The sequence below is a fragment of the Citricoccus sp. genome (assembly GCF_032154715.1).
In the GTDB taxonomy this organism is placed as follows: Bacteria; Actinomycetota; Actinomycetes; order Actinomycetales; family Micrococcaceae; genus Citricoccus.
In genome coordinates, this window is sequence record NZ_JALDXU010000011.1 from 26,788 (window position 1) to 51,493 (window position 24,706).

At 69.7% G+C, this 24,706-nt stretch carries 20 protein-coding genes and 1 tRNA gene; 12 read left to right on the forward strand and 9 right to left on the reverse strand.

The genetic code is table 11. The features are described 5' to 3' along the window. The first annotated feature begins 20 nt into the window (after positions 1–20). Positions 21–1,439: an amidase gene (locus RUH65_RS03630; RefSeq protein ID WP_313815838.1), complete on the forward strand. Its 1,419-nt coding sequence runs from the start codon at positions 21–23 to the stop codon at positions 1,437–1,439. Here the strand turns inward: RUH65_RS03630 and RUH65_RS03635 are convergent. Beyond that, complete coding sequence (locus RUH65_RS03635) at positions 1,436–2,071, reverse strand: DUF4190 domain-containing protein (protein ID WP_313815839.1); 636 nt, start codon at positions 2,069–2,071, stop codon at positions 1,436–1,438. The two genes, RUH65_RS03630 and RUH65_RS03635, sit on opposite strands and share 4 nt — an antisense overlap. A gap of 232 nt (positions 2,072–2,303) precedes the next feature. Between RUH65_RS03635 and pgm the strand changes: the two genes are divergently transcribed. Continuing rightward, positions 2,304–4,037, forward strand: coding sequence for a phosphoglucomutase (alpha-D-glucose-1,6-bisphosphate-dependent) (gene pgm / locus RUH65_RS03640; RefSeq protein ID WP_313815840.1), 1,734 nt, complete (start codon positions 2,304–2,306; stop codon positions 4,035–4,037). Positions 4,038–4,155: 118 nt separating this feature from the next. Here the strand turns inward: pgm and RUH65_RS03645 are convergent, their stop codons facing one another. From RUH65_RS03645 to RUH65_RS03660, 4 genes are all read right to left on the reverse strand, one after another. Beyond that, positions 4,156–5,766 (reverse strand): aldehyde dehydrogenase family protein, encoded by a 1,611-nt coding sequence (locus RUH65_RS03645; protein WP_313815841.1) that lies wholly within the window; start codon positions 5,764–5,766, stop codon positions 4,156–4,158. Between the two features lie 114 nt (positions 5,767–5,880). Continuing rightward, the gene (locus tag RUH65_RS03650; RefSeq protein ID WP_313815842.1) at positions 5,881–6,792 is read right to left on the reverse strand and encodes a glycerophosphodiester phosphodiesterase; all 912 of its coding nucleotides are present in this window, start codon (positions 6,790–6,792) and stop codon (positions 5,881–5,883) included. Positions 6,793–6,808: 16 nt separating this feature from the next. Beyond that, positions 6,809–7,717 (reverse strand): HAD family hydrolase, encoded by a 909-nt coding sequence (locus RUH65_RS03655; protein WP_313815843.1) that lies wholly within the window; start codon positions 7,715–7,717, stop codon positions 6,809–6,811. 61 nt (positions 7,718–7,778) lie between these two features. Continuing rightward, on the reverse strand, positions 7,779–8,729 hold the full coding sequence (locus tag RUH65_RS03660) for a carbohydrate kinase (protein WP_313815844.1): 951 nt from the start codon (positions 8,727–8,729) through the stop codon (positions 7,779–7,781). A 240-nt stretch (positions 8,730–8,969) separates the two neighbouring features. On the opposite strand from RUH65_RS03660, the gene RUH65_RS03665 reads away from it, so the two are divergent. After that, a complete protein-coding gene (locus tag RUH65_RS03665) occupies positions 8,970–10,280 on the forward strand; it encodes a solute carrier family 23 protein (protein ID WP_313815859.1) in 1,311 nt (436 codons plus the stop codon). A 66-nt stretch (positions 10,281–10,346) separates the two neighbouring features. On the opposite strand, the gene RUH65_RS03670 is transcribed toward RUH65_RS03665, so the two are convergent. Together RUH65_RS03670 and RUH65_RS03675 are read right to left on the reverse strand one after the other, a co-directional pair. Beyond that, positions 10,347–11,297 carry a hypothetical protein gene (locus tag RUH65_RS03670; RefSeq protein ID WP_313815845.1) on the reverse strand — a complete coding sequence of 317 codons (951 nt, stop codon included), beginning with the start codon at positions 11,295–11,297 and terminating at the stop codon, positions 10,347–10,349. A gap of 6 nt (positions 11,298–11,303) precedes the next feature. Then, positions 11,304–12,026: a dienelactone hydrolase family protein gene (locus RUH65_RS03675; RefSeq protein WP_313815846.1), complete on the reverse strand. Its 723-nt coding sequence runs from the start codon at positions 12,024–12,026 to the stop codon at positions 11,304–11,306. Positions 12,027–12,191: 165 nt separating this feature from the next. Between RUH65_RS03675 and aqpZ the strand changes: the two genes are divergently transcribed. After that, positions 12,192–12,977: an aquaporin Z gene (aqpZ, locus tag RUH65_RS03680; protein ID WP_313815847.1), complete on the forward strand. Its 786-nt coding sequence runs from the start codon at positions 12,192–12,194 to the stop codon at positions 12,975–12,977. Between the two features lie 150 nt (positions 12,978–13,127). On the opposite strand, the gene RUH65_RS03685 is transcribed toward aqpZ, so the two are convergent. Further along, positions 13,128–13,697 (reverse strand): YceI family protein, encoded by a 570-nt coding sequence (locus RUH65_RS03685; protein ID WP_313815848.1) that lies wholly within the window; start codon positions 13,695–13,697, stop codon positions 13,128–13,130. 384 nt (positions 13,698–14,081) lie between these two features. On the opposite strand from RUH65_RS03685, the gene RUH65_RS03690 reads away from it, so the two are divergent. Beyond that, positions 14,082–15,410 (forward strand): NAD-dependent epimerase/dehydratase family protein, encoded by a 1,329-nt coding sequence (locus RUH65_RS03690; protein WP_313815849.1) that lies wholly within the window; start codon positions 14,082–14,084, stop codon positions 15,408–15,410. 18 nt (positions 15,411–15,428) lie between these two features. Beyond that, positions 15,429–16,634 (forward strand): glycosyltransferase, encoded by a 1,206-nt coding sequence (locus tag RUH65_RS03695; protein ID WP_313815850.1) that lies wholly within the window; start codon positions 15,429–15,431, stop codon positions 16,632–16,634. Between the two features lie 204 nt (positions 16,635–16,838). On the opposite strand, the gene RUH65_RS03700 is transcribed toward RUH65_RS03695, so the two are convergent. Next, positions 16,839–16,922 (reverse strand) — tRNA-Leu (locus RUH65_RS03700). 246 nt (positions 16,923–17,168) lie between these two features. On the opposite strand from RUH65_RS03700, the gene RUH65_RS03705 reads away from it, so the two are divergent. The 6 genes from RUH65_RS03705 to RUH65_RS03730 form a co-directional block, all read left to right on the forward strand. Then, positions 17,169–18,092, forward strand: coding sequence for a DUF3662 and FHA domain-containing protein (locus tag RUH65_RS03705; RefSeq protein WP_313815851.1), 924 nt, complete (start codon positions 17,169–17,171; stop codon positions 18,090–18,092). Further along, positions 18,089–18,625, forward strand: a complete 537-nt coding sequence (locus RUH65_RS03710) for an FHA domain-containing protein (RefSeq protein WP_313815852.1) — start codon at positions 18,089–18,091, stop codon at positions 18,623–18,625. Before RUH65_RS03705 ends, RUH65_RS03710 begins: the two co-directional genes overlap by 4 nt. Before the next feature lie 5 nt (positions 18,626–18,630). After that, a complete protein-coding gene (locus RUH65_RS03715) occupies positions 18,631–20,196 on the forward strand; it encodes a protein phosphatase 2C domain-containing protein (protein ID WP_313815853.1) in 1,566 nt (521 codons plus the stop codon). Beyond that, positions 20,196–21,611: an FtsW/RodA/SpoVE family cell cycle protein gene (locus RUH65_RS03720; RefSeq protein WP_313815854.1), complete on the forward strand. Its 1,416-nt coding sequence runs from the start codon at positions 20,196–20,198 to the stop codon at positions 21,609–21,611. Before RUH65_RS03715 ends, RUH65_RS03720 begins: the two co-directional genes overlap by 1 nt. After that, positions 21,608–23,056, forward strand: a complete 1,449-nt coding sequence (locus tag RUH65_RS03725; RefSeq protein WP_313815855.1) for a penicillin-binding transpeptidase domain-containing protein — start codon at positions 21,608–21,610, stop codon at positions 23,054–23,056. The genes RUH65_RS03720 and RUH65_RS03725 overlap by 4 nt, the downstream gene beginning before the upstream one ends. Further along, a partial coding sequence (locus tag RUH65_RS03730; protein ID WP_313815856.1) for a protein kinase domain-containing protein occupies positions 23,053–24,706 on the forward strand: 1,654 nt, incomplete at its 3' end. The genes RUH65_RS03725 and RUH65_RS03730, both read left to right, overlap by 4 nt.

Below are 24,706 nucleotides of genomic sequence, written 5' to 3' on the forward strand. Positions count from 1 at the left end.
GCGCTCGTTACAGTGGGGGGATGAACCACCGGGATACTCCTGCCGACGTGGCCGATCCGACCGGCCCCGGCCTGAAGGGCCGCACCGCACTGCAACTGCGCGACGCCCTCGCCGCGGGGCAGGTCTCCGCGGTGGAGGTCACCCGGCATTTCCTGGGCGTGGCCGAGCGGCGCGACCCTGAGCTGGGGGCATTCATCAGCCTGGACCCCGAGGCCGCCCTCCGGCGGGCAGAGGAACTGGACCAGCGCTTCGCCGACGCCGGCGCCACCGGTTCTCTGCACGGATTGCCGTTGGCGTTCAAGGACCTGGTGGACGTGGCCGGGATGCGCACCACCTTCGGCTCTCGCGTGATGGCGCAGGCCCCCGCGGCCACGGAGGACGACCCGCTGGCGGCCGCCCTGCACGCCGCCGGGGCCGTCTCCACCGGCAAGACCACCGTTCCGGAATTCGGCCTGCCCTGCCACTCGGAGAACCTCATCTCCGCTCCCGCGCGCAATCCGCTCGACCCCGCCCGCACCGCCGGCGGCTCCACGGGCGGCGGTGCCGCCGCTGTGGCGGCCGGCATGCTGCCGTTCACCCCGGGGAACGACGGCGGCGGGTCCGTCCGCATCCCGGCGGCGGCCTGCGGGCTGGTGGGCCTGAAACCCGGACGGGGCACCGTTCCCACGGACCAGCAAGACGACTCGGTGCGCAACCTCTCGGTGTCCGGCCCCCTGGCGCGCAACGCCGCGGACGCCGCCCTGTTGTATGACGCCATGCTGGGTGGCCCCGGTAGTGAGGGCCGCAGCCTGCCACGGGCCCTCGAGGCCGCGCCGGGGCACCTGCGCATCGGGTACTCCACCGCCTCCCCCTTCTCTCCGGACCTGGACATCACGCTGGCCCGGCCGGCCGTGGACGCCCTCACCGCCGCTGCGGCGGCGCTGGGACGGGACGGGCACGAGGTGGTGGAGGCCGACCTCTCCTACGCGCCCGGGTATCACCGGGACTTCCGCACCGTCTGGACCTCGGCCCTGACCAGGGTCCCCCTGCCCGGCGGTGCCGAGCCGCTCCTCGGGCCCCTGTCCGCCTACTTCCTGGAGTTGGCGCGCGGCTACTCCGAGGACCACCTCGCCACCTCGGTGGGCCGCCTGACCGAGTGGGCCGCCGATGCCCGCCGCCAGCTGGCCGCGCACGATGTGGTGCTGACGCCGGTCCTGGCTTTCGCCCCACCGGAGATCGGCACGTTCACCGCCCTGCCCCCGGCCGATGACTACGAGCTGCAGTGCCGGTTCACGCCCTACACGTCCATGGTCAACGTCATGGGGCTGCCGGCGATCTCCGTCCCCGTGCTGCGGGACGCGGACGGGTTCAGCTGGTCCGTCCAGGCCATCGGCCGGCCCGGGACCGAGGGCCCACTGCTGGCCCTGGCCGCCCGGATGGAGCAGTTGCTGGCGGGTTAGACGGAGAGCAACGCCATGAGTCCGAGAACGCCGAGAAGCATGAGCCCGATCATCAGGTAACCCATGACCAGGCCGGCGATGGCGAAGCCCCGGCTCTGACGGTCGCGGTTCAGGCTGACGTGGCCGAGGATGACGGCGAGGATCTGGGGCACGAAGAGGAACCCGCCGGTCACCACGCCGACGATGCCCAGCACCATGGAGGCCACAGCCAGGCCACTGGGCTGGGCCGGATGGCCGGCCACGGGGAACGGGCTACCCGCCTGGCGACCGGACGCGTCCCACGGTCCGGTGTGGCCCGGACGCGGGCCGTAGGGATGGCCGGCACCGCCCTGTCCGGAGGGCGGATTCTGTCCGGGCGCGGTTCTCCCGCCGGACGGATTGGCCAGGACGGGGTACTCGCCCTGGATCGGATACTGGCCCTGACCGTTGCCGTAGGGCCCGGCCAGCGGCTGGTCGGCGTAGGGGTTGCGCGCGGCGGCCTCGTGGCCGGGTGACTGCCGCGGAGCGGCGGGCGCTGCCGGCGCGGAGGGGTCCGAGTACCAGGAGGGGTGATGCGGGTCGTTGAACGGCCGATCGCCCTCCGACGACTCGGACGGCTGGCCACCGTGCTTACGTGGATCCCGATCGGCCATGGCTCCCCTTGAGTCTTCGGCTGCTGCGGGCCGGCCCGGAAACTGGACGAGCCAGCCGCCGGCAGGCGGAATGATGAGGCCCAGTCTACGGAACGGATCTGACACCGTCCCGGTCGCGGCGGTGACCGCATCCCTCTAGTCCGGCACGGACCACTAGGCTGAGTCGAACCACGTGGCGTCACGGTAGGCACCCTCTCTACCCGCCCCGGGCCCGGCGTGCCACAGTGGTGGCATGAGCCTTGAGAACACCTCCGCCGATGCCGCTGCCACCCGGGTGAAGCCCGCCGCCGAACGAGCCGGGACACGCGCCCTCGCGCAGGATCTGGTGGACGTTCCGGCGTTGCTGGCGGCCTATGCCGAACTGCATCCGGATCCCGCGGACCCGGCCCAACAGGTCTCCTTCGGGACCTCCGGGCACCGCGGCTCCTCGCTCAAGGTCTCTTTCAATGAGGACCACATCGCGGCCATCACCCAGGCGATCGTCGAATACCGCGCCGCCCAGGGGGTGACCGGGCCGCTGTTGATGGGCAAGGACACGCACGCCCTGTCCGGACCGGCTCAGGACACCGCGCTCGAGGTGCTCCTGGGCAATGGCGTGCGGACACTGGTGGACTCCCGGAACGGCTACACCCCCACCCCGGCCCTCTCCCACGCGATCCTCGCCATCAACGCCGATCCCTCGAACCGGGAGGGCCAGGCGGACGGCATCGTCATCACCCCGTCCCACAATCCACCCACGGACGGCGGCATCAAGTACAACCCGCCGCACGGCGGCCCCGCGGATACGGAGGCCACGAACTGGATCGCCGACCGCGCCAACACCCTGCTTGCCGGCGGCCTCGCGGACGTCCAGCGCATCCCGCTGGCCGAGGCCCGCCAGCATGAGGCGCTGGGCACCTATGACTTCCTGGACCGGTACGTGACCGACCTGCCGACGGTGATCGACCTGGAAGCCATCCGCCAGGCCAGGGTGCGGATCGGCGCGGACCCCATGGGCGGGGCATCCGTGGGGTACTGGGGAGAGATCGGGGCCCGGCACGGCCTGGACCTGACCGTCGTGAACCCGGAGGTCGACTCGCAGTGGGGGTTCATGACCCTGGACTGGGACGGGAAGATCCGCATGGACTGCTCCTCCCCCAACGCGATGGCCTCGCTGATCGAGCGCATGCGGTCAGACGGGACCGGTGAGAACGAGTCAGCCGGCGCCGCCCCCTTCGACATCGCCACCGGCAACGACGCCGACGCCGACCGCCACGGCATCGTCACCGGCGACGGCGGGCTGATGAATCCGAACCACTTCCTGTCCGTGGCCATTGACTATCTCTACCGGCACCGGCACGGCTGGCCGGCGGGGGCCGGCGTCGGGAAGACCCTGGTCTCCTCCTCGATGATCGACCGGGTGGCCGCCGGACTGGGACGGCCCCTCGTGGAGGTGCCGGTCGGCTTCAAGTGGTTCGTGCCCGGCCTCCTGGACGGCACCGGGGTGTTCGGCGGCGAGGAGTCCGCCGGCGCCTCCTTCGTGCGCTTCGACGGCAGCGCCTGGTCCACGGACAAGGACGGATTGCTGCTGTGCCTGCTCGCCGCGGAGATCCGCGCGGTGACGGGCCAGACGCCCTCCGAGTACTACGCGGAGCTGGTGCAGCGGTACGGCGACCCCGTGTATGCCCGCATCGACGCACCGGCCACCGCTGAGCAGAAGGCGAAGCTGAAGAGGATGTCCCCCTCCGACGTCTCCGCCGACACCCTGGCCGGCGAGCCGATCACCGCCAAGATGACCGAGGCCCCCGGCAACGGCGCGGCCATCGGCGGCCTCAAGGTCACCACCGAGAACGCCTGGTTCGCGGCCCGGCCCTCCGGCACCGAGGACGTGTACAAGATCTACGCCGAGTCGTTCATCTCCGCCGAGCACCTGACCCAGGTGCAGACGGAGGCCAAAGCCATCGTGGACGCCGTCATCGCCGGGTGATTGCGGGGTGACCGCTCCCCCGGAGCCCGGTCCCTCCTCTCCCGCCCATCTGGGTCACACGAAATGGCCCCAAACCAGCCGAAGGGGGCCAATCCGTGCGACCTGGATGCGGGCCGGGTCACAGGAGGCGTTTGAGGGCCTGGCGCTTGCCCCAGGTGTAGGGCGGGTAGACCATCCTCAGGGTGTCCACCTGATCGGTCTTCGTCAGGGCCGGGCGCAGCTGGGAGAACGTCTCGAAGCCGGTCCGCCCGTGATAGGCGCCCAGTCCGGAGGCACCCACGCCACCGAAGGGCAGCGTGGGTAGTCCCACCTGCAGCAGGGCGACGTCGAAGGCCATGCCGCCAGCGGTGACGCGCTCCTCGAAGGCCCGGTGGTAGCGGTGTTTGTCCGTGAACAGGTAGGCGGCCAGGGGGTGCGGCCGCGCCGTGATGAACTCGACGGCCTCCTCGAAGGTGTCCACGCGCACGATCGGCAGCACCGGCCCGAAGATCTCCTCCGCCATCAGAGCGCTGTCCGGTGACACGTCCGCCACCACGGTCGGCTCCATGAACCGGTCGGCGACGTCGGCCCGGCCGCCATGAACGAGCCGCGCCGGCGGGTGCCCCTCGGCTCCGGACCGCGCACCCGTGTCCGCACCGGCCCCAGCACGTGAACTGGCACCCGGGCCCGCGCCCGCGCCCGCGAGGGAATCCTCCAGCAGGGCCACGGTCCGTTCCAGGTGCTCGGTGCTGACCATGCGGCCGTAGTCCGGCGAGGCCTGCGCGTCCTTGCCGTAGAACTCCTCGATGGCCTTCGGCAGGTGCTTCTCGAGCTGCCGCTGGGATTCCTCGCCCACGGCCAGGACGTAGTCCGGGGCCACGCAGGTCTGACCGGCGTTGGTGAACTTGCCGAAGGCGATCCGGCGGGCGATGGCCATCCAGTTGCGCCCGTCCGCCACCACGCAGGGGGACTTGCCGCCCAGTTCCAGGGTGACCGGGGTCAGCTGCTTCGCGGCGGCCTCGTAGACGATCCGCCCCACGCGCTCCCCTCCGGTGTAGAAGATGTGGTCGAACGTCTCGGCCAGCAGGGCCTGCACGGCCTCGGCCCCGCCCTGCACCACGGCGACCGCACGCGGATCCAGGTACTGCGGGATGAGCCGGCCGATGAGTTCGGACGTGGCGGGAGCCTTCTCGCTGGGCTTGAGCACCACGGAGTTGCCAGCCGCAACGGCCGCCACCAGCGGGCCGAGCAGGGTCTGGACCGGGTAGTTCCACGGGCCGATGATCAGCACGGTGCCCAGGGGCCTCGCCTCGACCTTGGCGCTGGCGGGCCGGAACGCCAGCGGCACTTTCACCGACTCTGGTTCCATCCAGTCGGTCAGGTACAGCAGGGCGTGGTCCACCTCGGACCGAGTCGGCTGGACCTCGGTCAGCATCGCCTCGACGGCGGGCTTGCCGAGGTCGGCCGCCAGGGCCGCGCAGATCGCGTCGGCCTGCTCCTCCAGCATCCGCCGGATGCCCTTGAGCTGACCGGCTCGGAAGCGCCGCGGGTGCGCCAACCGCAAAGCGGCGGCCTGGCGCATCCTCGCGACGGCGGCGCCCGGCTCCTCGTTCCCGCTCGCCACGTCCGGTCCGGCCGGGACGTGCAGCATCGGCGCCGGGTCGAGCTCCGTGTCCTCCGGCTCGGAGCCGTCCCCCTGGTGGGCGGGGTTCAGTGTCTGGTCGGCGATGAAGTCCGGAATCTGAGACATGACCCCCACGGTAACGGCAAGGACCCGATACCGCGCAGCCACTCAGGTCACGGCAGAATCACCCGCACTTTGCGGGCAGAGATGAGTACTGATTTCTGCCCTGAAAACGGGGTTTCAGCGCTGCGGCCAGGACCCGCGGGCCTCCATCACGGAGGCCAGGGCCTCGGCGTCGTCCGTCATCAGGCCGTCCACGCCGAGAGCCAGCAGCCGCTCCATCTCCGCGGGCTCGTCCACCACCCAGACGTGCACCTGCAGTCCGGCGGCCTGGCACCGGGACACGAAGGTGCGGGTCACCACGGGGACGGGGCCCTGCTTCACGGGGACCTGGACGCAGTCGACGTGCACCAACCGGCGGGCCACGAACCGGGTCAGCCCCAACGGAGCCGCCAGCACGAGGGCGGCGATGGCCCATCCGCCGCCGGACATCGCGATCCGGCGGCCGGCCGTTCGGGTGAAGCGCCGGCGTCGGGAATCATGGAAGGAGGCGATCAGCACCCGGTTCCAGGCATCATGACGGGCCAGCAGGGGCACCATGGCCTCGCCCGCGGCGTCGTCCTTGAGGTCCACGTTGAGATGCACGTCAGGCCACTCGGTCAGGAGGTCCTCGAACCGCAGCAGGTGCTCACCCTCCAGCGGGTCGCTCCCGGCGAACCCCACCTCGGGGTCCAACGCCTCACCGCCACCGGCGGCCACCCGCTGCCGCGCCAGACCGCGGTCGGAGCCCTGCCCGGTGGCCGGATCCAGCACGCGGAGCGCGCTGAGCTCCTCCCAGGTGTGGTCTGAGATCTTTCCGGAGCCGGTGGTGACGCGGTCCAGGACCTCATCGTGGAAGACCATGAGCACGCCGTCTTTCGAGGTGCGCACGTCCAGCTCGAGGTAGCCGTAGCCGCGGTCCACGGCACTGCGGAACGCGGTCAGCGTGTTCTCCCGGGTGATGTCCGCCCCGCGATGGGCGAAGGCCAGCGGCCAGCCCCGGCGGGCGGGGAGGGAGTCCGTCAGGTACGGAGGCAGGAGGGGGCGCTTCACGCGTCCACCCTATCCGTCAGTCCAGGGTGAGCAGATGTTCGATGGCCTGCGCCACCCCGTCGGCATCGCAGGCGCCGGTGGTCGCGTCCGCGGCCGCCAGCAGGGTCGGATGCCCCGACGCCACGGCGTACCCGGTGCCGGCCCAGTGGATCATCTCCAGGTCGTTGGGCATGTCCCCGAAGGCCACGACCTCACTGGCGGAGACGCCGTGCTCGGCGGCGAATCCGGCCAGGGTCGTGGCTTTGTTGACCTCCGGCCGGGACAACTCCAGCAAGGTCATGCCGGGGGCGGAATGCGTCACGGCGAGCAGGTCCCCCAGCAGGTCCCGGACCTCGGCCAGGAAGGCATCGGGCTCGTGGGATCGGGTCTTGACCAGGAATTTCACCACGGCGGGATCATCGGGCAGGACCTCGTCCAGGCGCGGTGCCACGTGGACACCGGCGGCAAGTTCGCCGGACACCAGGTCCCCGGTGGCCTCGTCCTGGCGGTCGATGAACGCGGCATCGAGGTGGAAGCCCTCGAGGGTCTCCATGCCGAACGACGCCGACGGGTCCAGGGTGGCGATCATCTCGCGCGCCTGCAGCACGGTCTCGAAGTCCATGGGCTTGGAGTCGATCACCTCTTCCCGCACGAGGTCGTAGATGACGGCCCCGTTCGAGCAGATGACGGGCCCGGCATGGCCCAGCGCCTCGGTCAGCGGCGTCAACCAGCGGATAGGCCGGCCAGTCACGAAGACCACCTGGATGCCGGCGTCGTGCGCGGCCCGGAAGGCGTCCACGGTCCGCGGCGAGATCAGCCCAGTGCGGGTGTGGTCGTAACCGATGATGGTGCCGTCAAGGTCACTGGCGATCATCCGGGGCCGGCGGAGGACAGGACGGGCCGGATTCGGCGGCGCCGGTTCGCAGGTCGGATGGGGACGGGACATGGGGCCATTCTAGGCCGCGGGCCAGCGGGGGTGCCGGTGGAAGGTGAACCGGCGGGGCGACTCAGCCGAGTTCGCCACGCGTGGGTGGATCGGCGCCCAGCCGGGACGAGGTGATGGCAGCGGCCCGCGCGGCGTAGGCGAGCACCGCCGCCGTGTCCTCCGGGCTGATGGTCCGCAGGGCGCCGCGGTTCTCGGCTCCCAGGAGCCCGCGGTCCTTCAGGGCGACCAGCAGAGCGGCGGTGAAGGAGTCGCCCGCCCCCACCGTGTCCGTGACCTCCACGGGCGTCACGGGGTGTTCGGTCACGCCGGCGGCGGTGGCGCACAGGAGCGAGGCCTCCCCACGGGTCACCACCACCATGGCCGGCTCGATCCGCTGCCACTCGACGATCACATCCTCGAGCGCGCGGTCCGGGTACAGCCAGGCCAGGTCCTCGTCTGAGGCGTGCACGATGTCCGCGAACGCCACCGACTCCTCGGCCCGGCGGCGGGCGGTGGTCCGGTCCGGGACGATCGAGGGGCGGCAGTTCGGATCGTAGCTCAGGGTGACATCCGGCTCGAGCGTGGTCAGCAACTCCATGACGGTGGAGGCGCCCGGCTCGAGCATCGTGGCGATGGATCCCGTGTGCAGGTGCTTGAGCGTCCGGGCCCGGCCGTCCCGGTCCAGGACGGCGCGTACCAGCCGGGCGGTCTCATCAGGGCCGGGTAGCGACCAGTCCAGGTCGAACTCGTAGTGGGCCACCCCGGTGGGGTCCAGGCGGGCGGTGGCCACGGAGGTCGGCAGGCCATCCGGGTCCAGGACCGCGGTCACGCCGTTGCGGTCGAGGTGTTCGCGGACCATGGTGCCGTACTCGTCGTGGCCGTAACGGCCGGCAAAGAACACGTTCTCCCCGAGCCGGGCCAGGCCGACGGCCACATTGAGGGGACTGCCGCCGACGTGGACCCGCGGCGTCGCGGTATCGGAAAGGACGACGTCGACGAGCGCCTCGCCGATCACACCCACGTAATCAGTCACAGATCAACGGTACCCTACCGCTCAGTTGCCCTCTCGGTTTTCGACCGGCCCTCCGGACGTCCGCCAGGCAGTTCCCACCACCCCGAACCGACCGGAAAGATGCCCGTGACCTCGAAGGACCCCACAGAGCCCACCCAGCGACCCACCGCTGACGCCACCGCGGAACCCGCCACCGGAGCCGCGGGAGCCACCGCGGCGTCAGCTGGCGGAAAGCGGCGATCCCTGGCTCGCCGGCTCGGCATGGGCTGGCACCTGCATGGCGATGGCCGCCGCATCACGCCGGGCGAGGTCGTCGCTCCGGAGGAGCGTCTCGCCTGGCCGCAGACCATCGGCGTCGGCATCCAGCACGTGATGGCCATGTTCGGCGCCACCGTGCTCGTGCCCACCATCACCGGGTTCCCCGTGACCGCCTCCCTGTTCTTCTCGGGCGTGGGCACCCTGCTGTTCCTGATCATCACCGCCGGCCGGGTCCCCTCCTATCTCGGCAGCTCGTTCGCCTTCATCGCGCCGATCAGCGCGGCGATGAGCCAGCACGGCATCGGCGGGGCCCTGGGCGGTGTTCTCGTCTCCGGAGTCGCCCTGTTCCTCGTCGGCCTGATCGTGCAGCGGGCCGGGACCGGGTGGATCCACGCGCTCATGCCCCCGGTGGTCATGGGCACGATCGTGGCCCTGATCGGCCTGAACCTCGCCGGTTCCACCACCGAGGCCATGGTCGCGGTGCCCCTGACCACCTTCTCCACCGCCCTGGCCATCGTGGTGTGCGCCGTGCTGTTCAAGGGTCTGCTGGGGCGGCTGTCCATCCTGCTCGGCATCATCGTGGGGTACCTCGTGGCCTTGGCCCAAGGTCAGATCGACTTCAGTCCCGTCGGTGAGGCCGCCGTGGTCGGTCTGCCGCCCTTCCACGCCCCCGAGTTTCACTGGGACGTCCTGTTCCTCTTCCTGCCCGTGGTGCTGGTGCTCGTGGCGGAGAACATCGGCCACGTGAAGACGGTCGGCCTCATGACGAACCGCAACCTGGACGCCTCCAACGGGCGGGCCCTGATGGCGGACGGTCTGGCGACCACTCTCTCCGGCCTCGGCGGCGGCGTGGGCACCACCACCTACGCGGAGAACATCGGTGTCATGGCCTCCTCCCGGGTCTACTCCACCGCCGCCTACTGGGTGGCGGGGATCGTGGCTCTCGCCCTCGCGTTCTTCCCGCAGTTCGGCGCCCTGATCAACACCATTCCCGCGGGCGTCGCCGGCGGAGCGGGGATCATCCTCTACGGCATGATCGGCGTGATGGGCGTGCGCATCTGGGTGCAGAACCGGGTCGACTTCTCGAACACGATCAACCTGATGTCCGCCGGCGCAGGCCTCATCGTCGCGATCGCCGATCCCACCCTGGACGTCGCCGGCATGCAGTTCGGCGGCATCGCCCTCGGCACCGCGACCGTGCTCGTGGTCTTCCATCTCATGACGGTCATCGCCCGCTGGCGCGGCACCGAACCCGTGCCCGCGGATCCGGACGAGAGCCCCTATGAGTCCTCCGAGCCCGGCCGCCTGGGCTGACTCGCACGGTCACGGAGACAGCGGCGGACGCCTCCGACGCCGGCCGGTCACCGATCGAGGTCCCGTTCAGCGGCGCTTGCCGCCCCGACCGCCCTTCGACCCCTGGGCCCCTTTCGAGCCCTTGGATCCTTTGGTGCCCTTCGTGCCCTTGGCACCCTTCTTGCTCTGTGACGCGCCGCCAGCGCGACCCGCCGGCGCGACCTTGCCCGCGCGGGACGCACCGGCGGACGCCGTGCCGCCCGCAGGCGTCGCAGCAGCGGCCTGGACGTGGTCGTTCCGGGACGATCCGGGGCGTCGGCCCTTCGCCGCGCCGACGAAGTCCTGCACGAGTTGAGAGTCCACGGCCTTCAACCAGGCCAGGCCCACGCCCCACCCGGGATGACCGTCCGCCGGCTCCGAGGTGTCACCGCGGCGTCGTTCCAGCGGCAGCACCACCACATCCTTGCGGCCGAACATGCGGGCCACCGAGGCGGGCAGCACCACGTGGCCCGCACCCGTGGCCACGATCTCCACGGCCATCCTCTCGCCCGCACCCGGGACCTCCGGGGCGTCCAGCGGGTCGATCGGCGGCTCGGGCGCGAACCTCGCCGGGTCCATCCCCTCCGCCGGATCCAGCTCGGAGCACGGGACGGGGCCGTCGGCCGCGGCATCCCACGCTGCCAGCAGGTGGTCCTGGCCCACGCAGACCACCGGATCCTCCTCGTAGAACCGGACCACGTGCACGTCCGCGGGGTCCACACCGCCAGCGGCCAGGAGCGCCTCGGGGGTGGAGTCGAGCCGCCAGCGCAGGTAGCCCAGCTGCGGGAGTCCGCGCGGAGGCGACCCCTCCGGGCCGGGAGCCAGGAACGCGACCTGCGCGCCGACGTCGTGGTTCACCAACTGGACCCGGCGCTCACGGGAGGTGAAGCGGTCCACCCACTTGGAGGGCGAGGCACCGGGAATGGTGGAGAGGAACAGCGTCTCCGGGACGATCTCGTGGGCTGCAGACAGTCTGGATGAGGGGGACGAGGGGGGCACCGGCGGTTACTCGACCTTGTCCTTCAGGAACCGCACGGTGCGGGACCACGCGAGCTCGGCGTCCGCGGGGCGGTAGTTGCCCTGCGGGTTCTCGTCATTGTGGAAGGCATGCGGGGCGTCGTAGAAGAAGTACTCGACCTCTGCTCCCGATTCCTCGCGGATCTGCTGCTCCTGGGCGCGGGCGTCCTGGGGTGGGAACATGGAGTCCTGCTCGGCGTAGTGGCCCTGGACGGCGGCCTTCACGCCGGCGTAGGCCTGCGGCACGGCCTGGCCGACGCCATAGAACGGCACCGCGGCAGAGACCTTCGCGCCCTGGTCAGCGGCCAGGGCGAGCACGAACCCGCCGCCCATGCAGAACCCGACGGCCCCGACGGTCTTCGAGGTGACCGAGTCCAGGGACAGCAGGTAGTCGACGGCCCCGGCCAGCTGGCGGGCGCCCTCCTCGGCGGGAAGGTTCTGCATCATCTCGCCGGCCTCCTCGCCATCATGGGCGACCCAACCGCCGAACAGGTCCGGGGCCAGAGCGGTGAAGCCCTCCGCCGCCAGCCGGTCGCAGACGTCCCGCATGTGGTCCGTGAGTCCCCACCATTCCTGGATGACGATGACGCCGGGGCCGGAACCGGATCCAGGGGTGGCCAGGTAGCCGTGGCCACGGTGGTCGCCGCCCTCGGTCCCCTCCTTCTCCGGCAAGGCAAAGGTGGTGTTCTGGTGCGGGGTCTTTCCGGCCACTGGTCCTCCTTGGGTTCGCGGGTGAAGCTGGTACGGGTCACGGTCAGTCTAGGCGTGCCTTCAGGCCGGACAAGTAGAGATACTGGGCTTCCAGCAGCCGCTCGCGGAGCCCCCCACCCGGAGGGCCGGTGCCGAGTTGCCATCACAGCACTGGAGGATCACACCATGTCTGTCCCGAACAAGCCCAGCACCACGGCCCGCCTACTGGCCGAGTTCCTCGGCACCTTCGTCCTCGTCTTTGGTGGTTGCGGCACCGCCGTCTTCGCCGCCCAGGTCATGGACGATGCCGCGGGCGTCAACATGGGTGTCGGTTTCCTCGGGGTCGCCTTCGCGTTCGGCCTGACCGTGGTGGTCATGGCCTACGCGGTGGGACATATCTCCGGCGGCCATTTCAACCCCGCCGTCACGTTGGGCACCGCCCTGGCGGGCCGCACCAAGTGGTCCGACGTCGGCCCCTATATGTTGATCCAGATCCTCGGCGCCACCGTGGCCGGCGGCATCCTGCTGGCGATCGCCTCCGGAAAGGCCGGATTCGACGCCCAGGAGTCCGGATTTGCCACCAACGGCTACGGCGAGCGCTCACCGGACGGTTACACCATGCTGTCCGTGCTGCTGATCGAGATCGTCCTGACCGCCGTGTTCCTCTACGTCATCCTCGGTGTCACGGACCGCCGCGCCCCGGCCGGCTTCGGCCCGCTGGCGATCGGCCTGTCCCTGACCCTGATCCACCTGATCTCCATCCCGGTGTCCAATACCTCCGTGAACCCGGCTCGCTCCCTCGGCGTGGCCTGGTTCGCCGGTGGTGAGGCGCTGGGTCAGGTCTGGCTGTTCATCCTGGCCCCACTCGTAGGTGCTGCGATCGCGGGGCTGACCTACAACGTGCTGTTCCCGGACCGCGGAGCCGTCAACGTCGACATCGCCGGGGAGGAGGCCAACGACGCCACGGCCTGAGGCGTCCCGCGGCCGGCCGTCCGATCTAGACGTCCGGTCCGGCCGCCCCAGCAAGAGACTCCTCCAGGGACGACGGCGCCCCGTTTCCCGGGACATCATCCGGTGAACGGGGCGCTGTCGGCCTGCAGTGTCAGGCAGGGGTGTCCAGGCTCAGGCCTGGGCGTCCTCTTCGGCCGGCAGGACGAAGGAGGCGTCGATCTGGATCTTGACGGCGTCAGAGACGAGCACGCCGCCGGCCGCAGCCTGCAGCGGGGCGTTCCAGGTGATGCCGAACTCCTTGCGGGAGATCTCGCCGGTGGCCTCGAAGCCGGCGCGGGTCATGCCGAAGGCGTCGACGGTCTGGCCGCCGAACTCAGCCTTCAGCTCGACCGGGTTGGTGACGCCCTTGATGGTCAGGTTGCCCAGGAGGGTGAACTCCTGCGGATCGTTGCCGGCGGCGCGGACCTCGGTGGAGACAAAGGTCATGTTCGGGTGGGCCTCGGTCTCGAAGAAGTCGGCGGCCTTGATGTGGGCATCGCGGTCCGGCTGTCCGGTGTCGACCGAGTTGGCGTCGATGGTGATGTTCACGGTCGAGGCGGTGGCGTCATCGGCCACGACCACCGATCCCTCGACGGCGTTGAAGGTGCCGCGGACCTTGGAGATGCCAGCATGGCGGACCGTGAAGTCCACATCGGTGTGGGTGGCGTCCAGGTTCCAGGTTCCGGGGGTCAATGCGGTCATGAGGGGTCTCCTTGCGTTGAAAGCGGTGGCGTCCGGACCGCAGCCCGTCCGTTCCATCAATATTGGTTGAACGTTCAATAGAACCAGGATCGACCCGGAACTATTCCCGGTCCCGGAATGAACTTCGGATGAACTGATCGAGGCATTCCCGCAGACGGCGGCCGACGGCGGCCTTTCCGCTCCGTACAGATCTGGCCTCCCAGCCCGATCCGCCGGCGACGTCCCTTGCCGCCCGGACGTCTCAACCACTCCTGGTCGCCGGTCGTTTGGATAGGCTCAGGGCAGCCCTTCGACCCACACGGCAGCCAATCCCGGTGCCCGTCAGCGCATCGGGACTGCGGCTCGCCGTGAACGGTCCCTCGACCACCTGCATTGGGAGTACTTGTGAAGATTGCGATCCTCGGCGGCGACGGTTTCTGCGGCTGGCCCGCATCCCTGCACCTCTCGGACCAGGGCCACGAGGTCACCATCGTGGACAACTTCTCCCGGCGCGTGATCGACGAGGAGCTTGAGGCCGAGTCCCTCACCCCCATCCGCTCTCTTTCGGAACGGCGCGCGGCCTGGCGCGAGGTCTCCGGCCGTGACATCGGCTTCGCCTTCATCGATGTGGCCCAGGACTACGAGAGGCTACTGGAGTTCTTCCGCACCGAACGTCCGGACGCCGTCGTGCACTTCGCCGAGCAGCGGGCCGCTCCCTATTCCATGAAGTCCTCGAAGAACAAGCGCTACACCGTGGACAACAACCTCAATGCCACGCATCACGTCCTGAGCGCGATCGTCGAGTCCGGCGTGGACATCCACCTCGTGCATCTCGGCACCATGGGTGTCTACGGCTACGGCACCGCCGGCATGAAGATCCCCGAGGGCTACCTGGACATCGAGGTCACCGCAGACGGTGACACGAACGGTGCCGCGAAAGGCCCCTCCGCCCCGCCGGCCGAACCGCGCCGCATCGAACAGCAGATCCTGTACCCCTCCAACCCGGGCTCGATCTACCACCTGACCAAGGTCCTGGACCAGCACCTCTTCGCCTACTACGTGAAGAACGACTCGGTGCGGATCACGGATCTGCACCAGGGCATCATCTGGGGCACGCACACGGCCCAGACCCAGCTCGACGAGCGCCTGATCAACCGCTTCGACTATGACGGCGACTACGGCACCGTGCTGAACCGCTTCCTCATGCAGGCCGCCGTGGGCCATCCGCTCACGGTGCACGGCACGGGCGGACAGACGCGGGCGTTCATCCACCTGCAGGACATGGTGCGCTGCGTGCAGATCGCCCTGGAGAACCCTCCGGCCGCGGGCGAGCGCGTCAAGATCTTCAACCAGATGACCGAGACCCACCGCGTGCGGGACCTGGCCGAGCTGATCGGCAAGATCACCGGCGCCGAGGTGGCCATGGTGCCGAACCCGCGCAAGGAGTCGGCCGAGAACGACCTGCACGTCGTCAACGACACGTTCCTGGACCTGGGCCTCAACCCGACCACCCTGTCCGAGGGGTTGCTGCTCGAGGTCGAGCAGATCGCCGAGAAGTACCGGGACCGTGCGGATCTGTCCAAGATCCCCGCCACCTCGCTGTGGACAGCCGACCAGCAGGCCGGCGTTCCGGCGACGGCCCTGGCCGGGCCGGCGTCGACCCCGGTCTCGGACCCGGCCGCCGCTCCACATCCCGTTCCGGGCGCTGTACCGGATCATGCCCCGGTGAAGTAGCGGAAGCAGGCCCCGCGCATGCGGATCGCGATGTTCACCGAGGTCTTCCTGCCGAAGATCGACGGCGTGGTGACCCGGGTGGTGCGCACCCTGGAACAGCTGGAGGAGATGGGGCACGAGGTCCTGCTCTTCGCGCCCGGCGAGCCGCCGGCGGAGTACGCCGGGCACGAGGTGGTGAGGGTGCGGAGCTTCTCGCTGCGCTACCTGTACCCGGAGTTGAAGGTGGGCGTCCCGACGCCGGCCATCGCCCGGCGGGTGGAAGCCTTCCGACCCCACGTGGTGCACACGGTCAACCCGATCTGGCTGTCCGCCTACGGTGTGCTCTCGGCCGGGCGGCGGGACCTGCCCCAACTGGCGAGCTTCCACACGGACGTGCCGAAATACACGGAATCACTGCGCGTCGGCTGGGCCCGTCACCCCCTCGAGTCCTGGATCCAGTTCCTCCACAACAAGGCGGAGGTGAACCTGTGCACCTCCGGGCCCATGGTGGACCGGGCCCGTGAGGTCGGCATCCAGCGGGTGGACCTGTGGCCGAAGGCCGTGGACACGGCCGGCTACCACCCCTCCCAGGCCACGGACCGGATGCGGGAGAAGCTGACCGCAGGCCATCCCGACGCCCCGCTGGTGGTCTACGTGGGACGCATGAGCCGCGAGAAGGGCCTCGACCAGCTGGTCGAACCGATGCGCCGGCTCCGCGAGCGGATTCCCGGTGCCCGGCTGGCGATGGTGGGCTCCGGCCCGTACCGCGAGGACCTGGAGCGGATGTTCGACCCGGCGTACACCGTGTTCACGGGCTATCTGTCCGGCGCGGACCTGGCCGCCGCGTATGCCAGCGCAGACGTTTTCGCGTTCCCCTCCACCACGGAGACCCTGGGCCTGGTGGCCCTGGAATCCATGGCCTCCGGGGTGCCCGTGGTCGGCGCGCGTGCCGGAGGCATCCCCTTCGTGATCGACAACGGCGGCACGGGCTTCCTGGTCGGCCCCGGCGATGTGGACGGCTGGGCGGGCCGCCTGGCGCGCCTGCTCGGCGACCGCGGCCTCCGGGCCTCGATGGGCGAGGCGGCCCGGGCCGAGGCCGAGCGGCATTCCTGGCGTGCCGCCACCGAGGCCCTCGTGACCTTCTACGAGCGGGCGATCGAGACCCACTGGAGCAGCACCCACCGGGAACTCAACGGCCCCTTCCTGGACCGCTTCGCCAAGCCGATGCCGCGGGCCCTGGACTGAGGCCGGCGCCGTGGTGCCTCGCGAACCGATACCCGGCGACCCTTCGGCCACTCGTCATCATGCGAAATTCCGGGTGTTATCCACGCTGCGGCCCCGACATGCCGAAAGTTCGCATGATGACGGGGTGCTGACGACCTGCAGCGTCCCCGGGAACAGCGAAGGCCCCGGATCCATGATCCGGGGCCTTCGCTGTATTGACTCGCGTGCGCGAGGGGGGACTTGAACCCCCACGTCCTTTCGAACACTGGCACCTGAAGCCAGCGCGTCTGCCAATTCCGCCACTCGCGCGAGGTCTTGGTCTGTCTTCCCGGTCGAAAGGCCTGTAAGGAATCCTTCGTACCGGTCAGAACAGCAGGATCTATCCTATCCTCACCCTGACGGATTCCCAAATCGAGGGCCAATGGAGCCTCTGGGTCCTGCCTGGGAGACCGCATTGAAACCGCATTGAAACCCGTCACCGGCCTGTTCCTCACGGTTTGCTCATGCGTGCCGCGTACTATCGACACAGACATCTGCCGAAAGGAGCACCCCCGCGTGGGTCTTCTGGATAACCTCGAGCGCGGCCTGGAGAAGGCTGTGCAGTCAGCCTTCTCGGCCGGCGGCTCCCGAGCAGTCAAGCCGGTCGAGATCGCCAATGCCCTGAGACTGACCATGGACGATGAGGCCATGGTCCTCACCGAGGGCCGCACTTTCGTGCCCAACGTCTTCATCATCCGGTTCTCCACACCGGACTTCGAGCTGGCCCGCAAATGGGGCTCTGCCCTCGCGGAGGAGCTCTGCGACGAGGCCATCCGGCATGCCCGGGACCAGGGCTACACCCTGCACGGCCCCGTCCGCGTCACCTTCGTGGAGGAGGCGTCGCTGCGCGCCGGGAAGCTGGACATCGAGTCCGCCTCGGACCGCTCCGGCGGGTCGGACCAGCTGCACGACGCCGGCTCCGCGCCCACCGGAACCGGCTCGGCCGCCGTCGTGTCCCAGGCTCCGGTGGACCGGAACGTGCCCGTCCCGCCGGTGGCACCCGCGATCCCGACCCCGGCCGCCCGACCCGCCCCCTCTCCGGCCGCGTCGGCCGAGACGGCCCGACGGACGCCGAGCCCGTCCCCCCAGCGTCCGGCCGAGCCGTCCCGGCCGGCCAGTGCGCCACTGCAGCCTGTGCTGGAGATCGACGGCCGCAAGTACGGCATCAACGCCGATTCGATCGTGCTCGGCCGTTCCGCCGATGCGGACATCCTGGTAGAGGACACGGGAGTCTCCCGCCGCCACCTGGAGATCATCACCCGCGGCAGCACTGTCATGGCGGTGGACCTGGGCTCGACGAACGGCATCTACGTCAACGACCGTAAAGTGGACGGCTCCACCGTGCTGCGGCACGGTGACCGAATCACGATGGGACGTGTTGCCATGGTCTTCAGGATGCTGCCCGCGCGGGACACCCCGGGTCAGGGAGGTACCTCATGAGTGAACTTGCCGTGGCCGCCCTGCGGCTGGGCCTGCTGCTGGTCATGTGGATCCTCATCATCTCGATCGTCTCCTCCCAGGGCCGTGATCTCATGGTGGGCGCCCGCAACAAGGTCCGTCCCCGGGGCCAGAGCCCCGCGCCGGTCGCCGCAGGAGCTGCCGCCGGCACGGGGGGCGTTCCCAGTGGCGGTGCTCCCGCATCAGGAACCGGGCAGAACACCGGCCAGCAACAGGCGCGGCCGCTGCCGACGCGGCTCCAGGTCACCGAGGGCCCGCTCCAGGGCTCCGTCGTGGATCTGCACGGATCACCGCTCCTGCTCGGGCGCGCCCAGGAGGCCGACCTCGTGTTGGACGACGACTACGTCTCGGGCCGGCATGCCCGCCTGTTCCCGCAGGGCTCACGCTGGTTCCTGGAGGACCTCGGCTCCACCAACGGCACCTACGTGTCCGGTTCCCAGCTGACCCGCACCGTGGCCGTGGACCCGGGGACCCCGATCCGGATCGGCAAGACCGTCCTGGAACTGAGGTCCTGACGCCGATGCCTTTGGTCCTCCGCTTCGCTGCGCGATCCGATGTGGGCAGGGTCAGGTCGAAGAACGACGACTCTGCCTATGCCGGATTGCACCTGGCCGTCGTGGCCGACGGCATGGGCGGGCACGTCGGGGGCGACGTGGCGAGCGCCTCGACGGTGCTGGACCTGGCCCCCCTGGACGCCGCCGGCTATGCCAGTCCGGAGACCGTGCTGCCGGACGAGATCCAGAACGCGAACCTGATCCTCAACGACCTGGTCCACGCCAGCCCCAAGCTCGCCGGCATGGGGACCACGTGCACGGCCATGCTCCTCGCCGGGCAGACCATCCACATGGCACACATCGGGGACTCCCGGGCCTACCGGCTCAAGGACGGCACCTTCGAGCAGATCAGCATCGACCACACCTTCGTGCAGCGGCTCGTGGACGAGGGACGGCTGGACCCCGCCGAGGCCGAGTCGCATCCGCACAAGAATGTGCTCATGCGGGTGCTCGGGGACGTGGATGCCTCCCCGGAGTTGGACATCTCAGCCGTAGACGCGGCACTCGGCGAGCGCTGGCTGCTGTGCTCGGACGGGTTGACGGCCGTCGTGCCGCCGTCCGTGATCGAGCAGAAGATGCGCCACCGCAGCGACCTGCAGGCCGTGGCCGATGAACTGGTCGAGCTGACCCTGGCCGGCGGTGCCCCGGACAACGTCACCGTCGTGGCCCTCGAGGTGGACGAGGCCACCGAGGCCGAGGCGGCCCTGCCCTCTCCCGCCCACCTCTCCGAACAGGCTCTCGCCGCCGCCACGCCGGGCGAGGCCGGACCCGTCTCCGCCTCCCTCTTGCGGGAGGACCTGGAGTCCCGCCCCCACGTCCTCGTCGGTGCAGCCGACCTCGCGACCCAGACCGGCAAGATCCCGATCGTCACCCGCCGCAGCACCCAGAAGCGCGCGGCCGCCCTGTTGACCGGTGCGGCCAGCCACGGTGCCCAGGCCGACGGCGCCCTGGCCGACCCGCTGGCCGTCTCCGCCGCATCCGAGCTCATCGAAGGGCATCGGGGCCCGGTCGACGGCTCGGACGACCGTCTCGGTGACGGCTCGGATTCCGGCGGGCCCGAACCGGAGGGCACCCGGGACGGGACTCGGGACGATGAGCGGCCGCGCCGACGTCGTTCCGTCTTCATCCCCGTCTTCACCGCCCTGCTGGCGCTGATCTTCGCCGTGCTGTTGCTCTGGGGCTACCTGTGGACACAGACCCAGTACTACGTGGGTGCCCAGGACGGCCGGGTGGCCATCTACAACGGCGTCTCCCAACGGCTGGGTCCGATCCAGCTGGCCCACCTGGACAGCGAGACGGACGTGGCACTGGAGGACCTGCCGGCGTATTCGCGTCAGCGCGTCGAATCGGGCCTGCCGGCCCGCGACCTCGAGCACGCCCAGCAGATCGTGGCCGACCTGGAGAACTCCGTGACCCCGGATCCACCGGCCACACCAAGCCCGTCCGAGTCGCCGAGTAGTTCGCCGTCGGGAACTCCCTCCGCCAGCCCGACCTCCCCGCCCCCATCCACCCCTCCAGGAGGTGATCGCTGATGTCCCAGGTCGCTTCCACCCCCCGCCCGCGGCGCAACACCGAACTGGTGCTGCTGATCCTGGGCCTGTGCATCGGCACCGGCGCCAGCCTGCTCGCCGGCCTCGGCATGGACCGCGAGATCACCTCCGAGTACTGGGTGCAGTCGGCCGTGCTGGCCATCATGGCCCTGGTCTTCCACCTCGTGCTGCGGTTGCGCGCACGGTATGCGGACCCGTACATCCTGCCGATCGTGGTCACCCTCAACGGGCTCGGGATCGCCATGATCCACCGCATCGACGTGGCCGAGGGGGACGACGCCGCCTCCCGCCAGCTGATGTGGACGGTGGTGGCCATGGGCGCGGCCATCGCCCTGCTCTGGCTGCTCAAGGACCACCGTGTCCTGCGGCGCTGGCCCTATCTGTTCCTTGCAGCCTCCGGCATCCTGCTGCTGTTGCCGCTGATCCCGGGCCTGGGCATGGAGATCAACGGTGCCCGCATCTGGATCAACCTCGGCGTGGGCTCCTTCCAGCCGGGGGAGATCGCCAAGATCACCCTGGCCATCTTCTTCGCGGGTTACCTCTCCGCCAACCGGGATCTCATCCTCCTGGCCGGCAAGAAGATCGGCCCCGTGACCTTTCCCCGCTTCCGGGACATGGGCCCGCTGGTCATCGCGTGGCTGATCTCCATGGGCGTGCTCGTGTTCCAGCGGGACCTCGGCTCGGCCATCCTGTTCTTCGGGCTGTTCATGGTCATGATCTACCTGGCCACCTCCCGGGTGTCCTGGATCATCCTCGGACTGGTCCTCGTGGCCGTGGGCGGGCTGATCGCCGTGAACACCATCTCCCATGTGGGGCTGCGCGTGGACGCCTGGCTCCATGCCTTCGACCCGGAGGTCTACAACCGCGGCGCCGGCAGCTACCAGATCGTCCAGGGCCTGTTCGGCCTCGCCTCCGGCGGATTCCTCGGCACCGGTCTGGGTGGCGGGCGGCCGGACATCGTGGCTTACGCCAATTCGGACATGATCATCGCCTCGTTCGGCGAGGAGCTGGGTTTCATCGGCCTGTCCGCGATCATCATGCTCTTCGTACTGCTGGTGACCCGCATGCTCCGCGCCGCCCTGGGGACACGTGACGCCTTCGGGAAGCTCCTGGCCGCCGGGCTGGCCTTCACCATGGCACTGCAGTGCTTCGTGGTCATCGGCGGAGTCACCATGGTGATCCCGCTGACCGGCCTCACCACGCCGTTCATGGCGGCCGGTGGCTCCTCGCTGCTGGCCAACTGGATCGTGGTGGCGCTCGTGCTGATGGTGTCCCAGTCCGCACGCAAGCCAGTCACCGTCGGTCCCATGGTCAACGCGTCCGGCTCCGGATCAGGGCACCAGGACCGCACGTCCGGGGTCCCAGTCGAGACGCCGGCAGGAGGGGTCACCGCATGAACCAGGCCATTCGCAACTCCTGGGTCGTCATCGTCGCCATGTTCATGGTGCTCCTGGTGGCCATCTCCGTCATCCAGGTCGTCGCCGCCGACGCCCTGAAGAACAACGACTTCAACTCGCGGCAGCTCTACCAGGAGTTCGGCTCCTCCCGGGGGCCGATCCTCGTGGACGGCAACCCGATCGCCGAATCGGTGGAGTCCAACGACGACTTCAACTACCAGCGCGTCTACCACGACACCGAGCTCTACTCGGGACTGACCGGTTTCTATTCGCTGTCCTACGGTGCCACCGGCCTGGAGGACAAGCTCAACCGCTACCTGGCCGGCTCCTCGGACGGACAGTTCGTGGATCGCATCATCGAACTGTTCTCCGGCACCCAGATGGAGGGTGCCCAGGTGGAGCTGACGATCGATCCCGAGATGCAGGAACTCGCCTACTCGGTGATGCCAGAGGGCGTGGAGGCCTCCGTGGTCATCACGGATCCGGAAAGCGGGGACATCCTGGCCATGGCCTCCAAGCCCAGCTATGACACCAACCTGCTCGCCACGCACAGTGGGGCCGAGGCCTCGGCGAACATGGAGGAGCTGCAGTCCGTGCCGGGCTTGAGCCCATATGTCAACCGGCCCACCGCCTCCCTGCCGGCGCCGGGATCCACGTTCAAACTCATCGACACGGTGGCCATGCTCGAGTCCGGCGAGTACCAGCCGGACCAGGTCCTCGACGTGCCGAACTCCATCACCCTTCCGAACACAGAGACGTCCCTGGGCAACTTCGGCGGCGGCCTGTGCGGCAGGATGGACGAGGCCACCCTCGCCGAGATCTTCGCCCAATCCTGTAATACGCCCTTCGCCCTTGCGGCCATGGAGCTGGGCCAGGACCGGATCCGCACCACGGCGGAGAACTTCGGGTTCAACGAGTCCTTCGACATCCCCCTGACGGTCGCCGCCTCGCAGTTCCCCGAGGACCTGGACGACGCCGCCCTGGCCCAGTCCTCGATCGGCCAACGGGACGTCAAGGCCACCGCCCTCCAGATGAACATGGTGGCCGCCGCCATCGCCAACGACGGGACGATGATGAAACCGCAGCTGATCGACACGATCCGCGGCTCGGATCTGACGCTGCTGGAGGACGTGCAGCCAGAGGTCTTCAAACGCGCCACCACCCCGGAGATCGCCGAGCAGATGACGGAGCTGATGCGTGGTCCGCTCGACGGCGGTACGGCCTACCGCGCCCAGTCAGACCGCGTGGACATCGCCGCCAAGACCGGCACCGCCCAGTTGGGCGCGGACAACGACCTGGTCAACTCCTGGATCACCGGGTTCGCTCCGGCCGATGACCCGCAGGTGGCCGTCACGATCGTGTACCAGAACATCGACTTCGACACCGGCAGTGAGCTGACGTCGACCAACCTGAAGGAAATCATGGAGGCGGTGGTCACACAGTGAGGCCGACATCGGGTATCACGCTGGGCGGCAGGTATCAGCTCACCGAGCGCATCGCCATCGGCGGCATGGGCGAGGTCTGGAAGGCCAAGGACAGAATCCTGGGCCGGCTGACGGCGGTGAAGATCCTCAAGGAGGAGTACACCGGCGACGCGAATTTCCTGCGCCGCTTCCGGGCGGAGGCCCAGCACACGGCACTGCTGAACCATCCCGGCGTCGCGAACGTCTTCGACTACGGCGAGGAGGACGGCTCCGGCTACCTCGTCATGGAGCTGGTCCCCGGGCCGCCCCTCTCGGCGATCCTGGACAAGGAGAAGGTCCTCTCCCCGGACCGGACCCTGAACATCATCGCGCAGACGGCCCGTGCCCTGTCCGCCGCCCACGCCCAGGGCCTGGTGCACCGCGACGTCAAGCCCGGGAACCTGCTGATCACTCCGCACGGCCGCGTCAAGGTGACCGACTTCGGCATCGCCCGTCTCGCCGACCAGGTGCCGTTGACCGCCACCGGCCAGGTCATGGGCACCGCCCAGTACCTGGCCCCGGAGCAGGCCACGGGACAGCAGGCCACCGGTTCCTCGGACATCTACTCCCTCGGTGTCATCGGCTACGAGAGCCTCGTGGGACACCGTCCCTTCTCCGGCGAGTCCCAGATCGCGATCGCGCTGGCCCAGGTCAACGATCCGCCGCCGCCCCTGCCGGACAGCATCCCCGAGCCGGTGCGGGCCCTGATCATGTCCATGCTGGCGAAGGAGGCCCACGAGCGTCCGGCCAACGCCACCGCGCTGGCCGAGGCGGCGGAGGCCCTGCGTCAGCAGGACACGGCGGCCGCGGCCGCCGCTGTGCCCGGGATGATCCCGTTCCTGACCGGGGGAGCAGCCGCCGCAGCGGCAGCCGCCCATGATGCCCAGACCCAGGCCCTCACGCAGGCCGTGGACTATTCGGGCATGTCAGACACCCACGCCACTGAGGTCATCAGCGGGGCGTCCGGATCGGAGGGCACGGGTACCTCCGCGCTGCCCGTGACCGCGGCCGCCGGCGCAGGTGCCGCAGTGGGCGCCGCCGGTGCCATCTCCGCCACGGAGGATCCCGATGCCTACCGCCCCGGAGACTCCCTGGACCCGGACGCCGGCGCCGAGGGCTACAACGACCAGCTCGACCGCACCGCCGGACGGAAGAAGCGCAGCCCGTGGACCTGGCCGATGATCGGGTTGATCGCCCTGATCGTCTTCGTCATCCTCGGCATCTGGCTCGGACCCCAGTTGACCGGCGGCGGTGGCGAGGAGTCCTCCTCCGCACCGGTGAGTTCCACGTCCGAGCCGCCGTCGTCCAGCTCCTCCGGACCGGAGACCGTATCCATCAGTTCGGGTGACTACGTGGGTTCGGACATCACCACAGTCGAGGCTGCGCTGAGGGACCTGGGCATGGACGTCACCAGCCAGGAGGTTCCGAGCGACGAGCGCCAGGGGATGGTCCTGACTCTGTCGCACACCGGCGACGTCCCGGTGGGAACCCTGATCACCGTGCGCTACTCCGCGGGCCCCCCGCCGGAGCCCACCACCCAGGCGCCGACCACCCAGACCCCCCCGCCGGAGCCGACCCAGGCACCGACCTCCCGGACCCCACCGCAGGAGACCGCCACCCAGGCACCGCCGG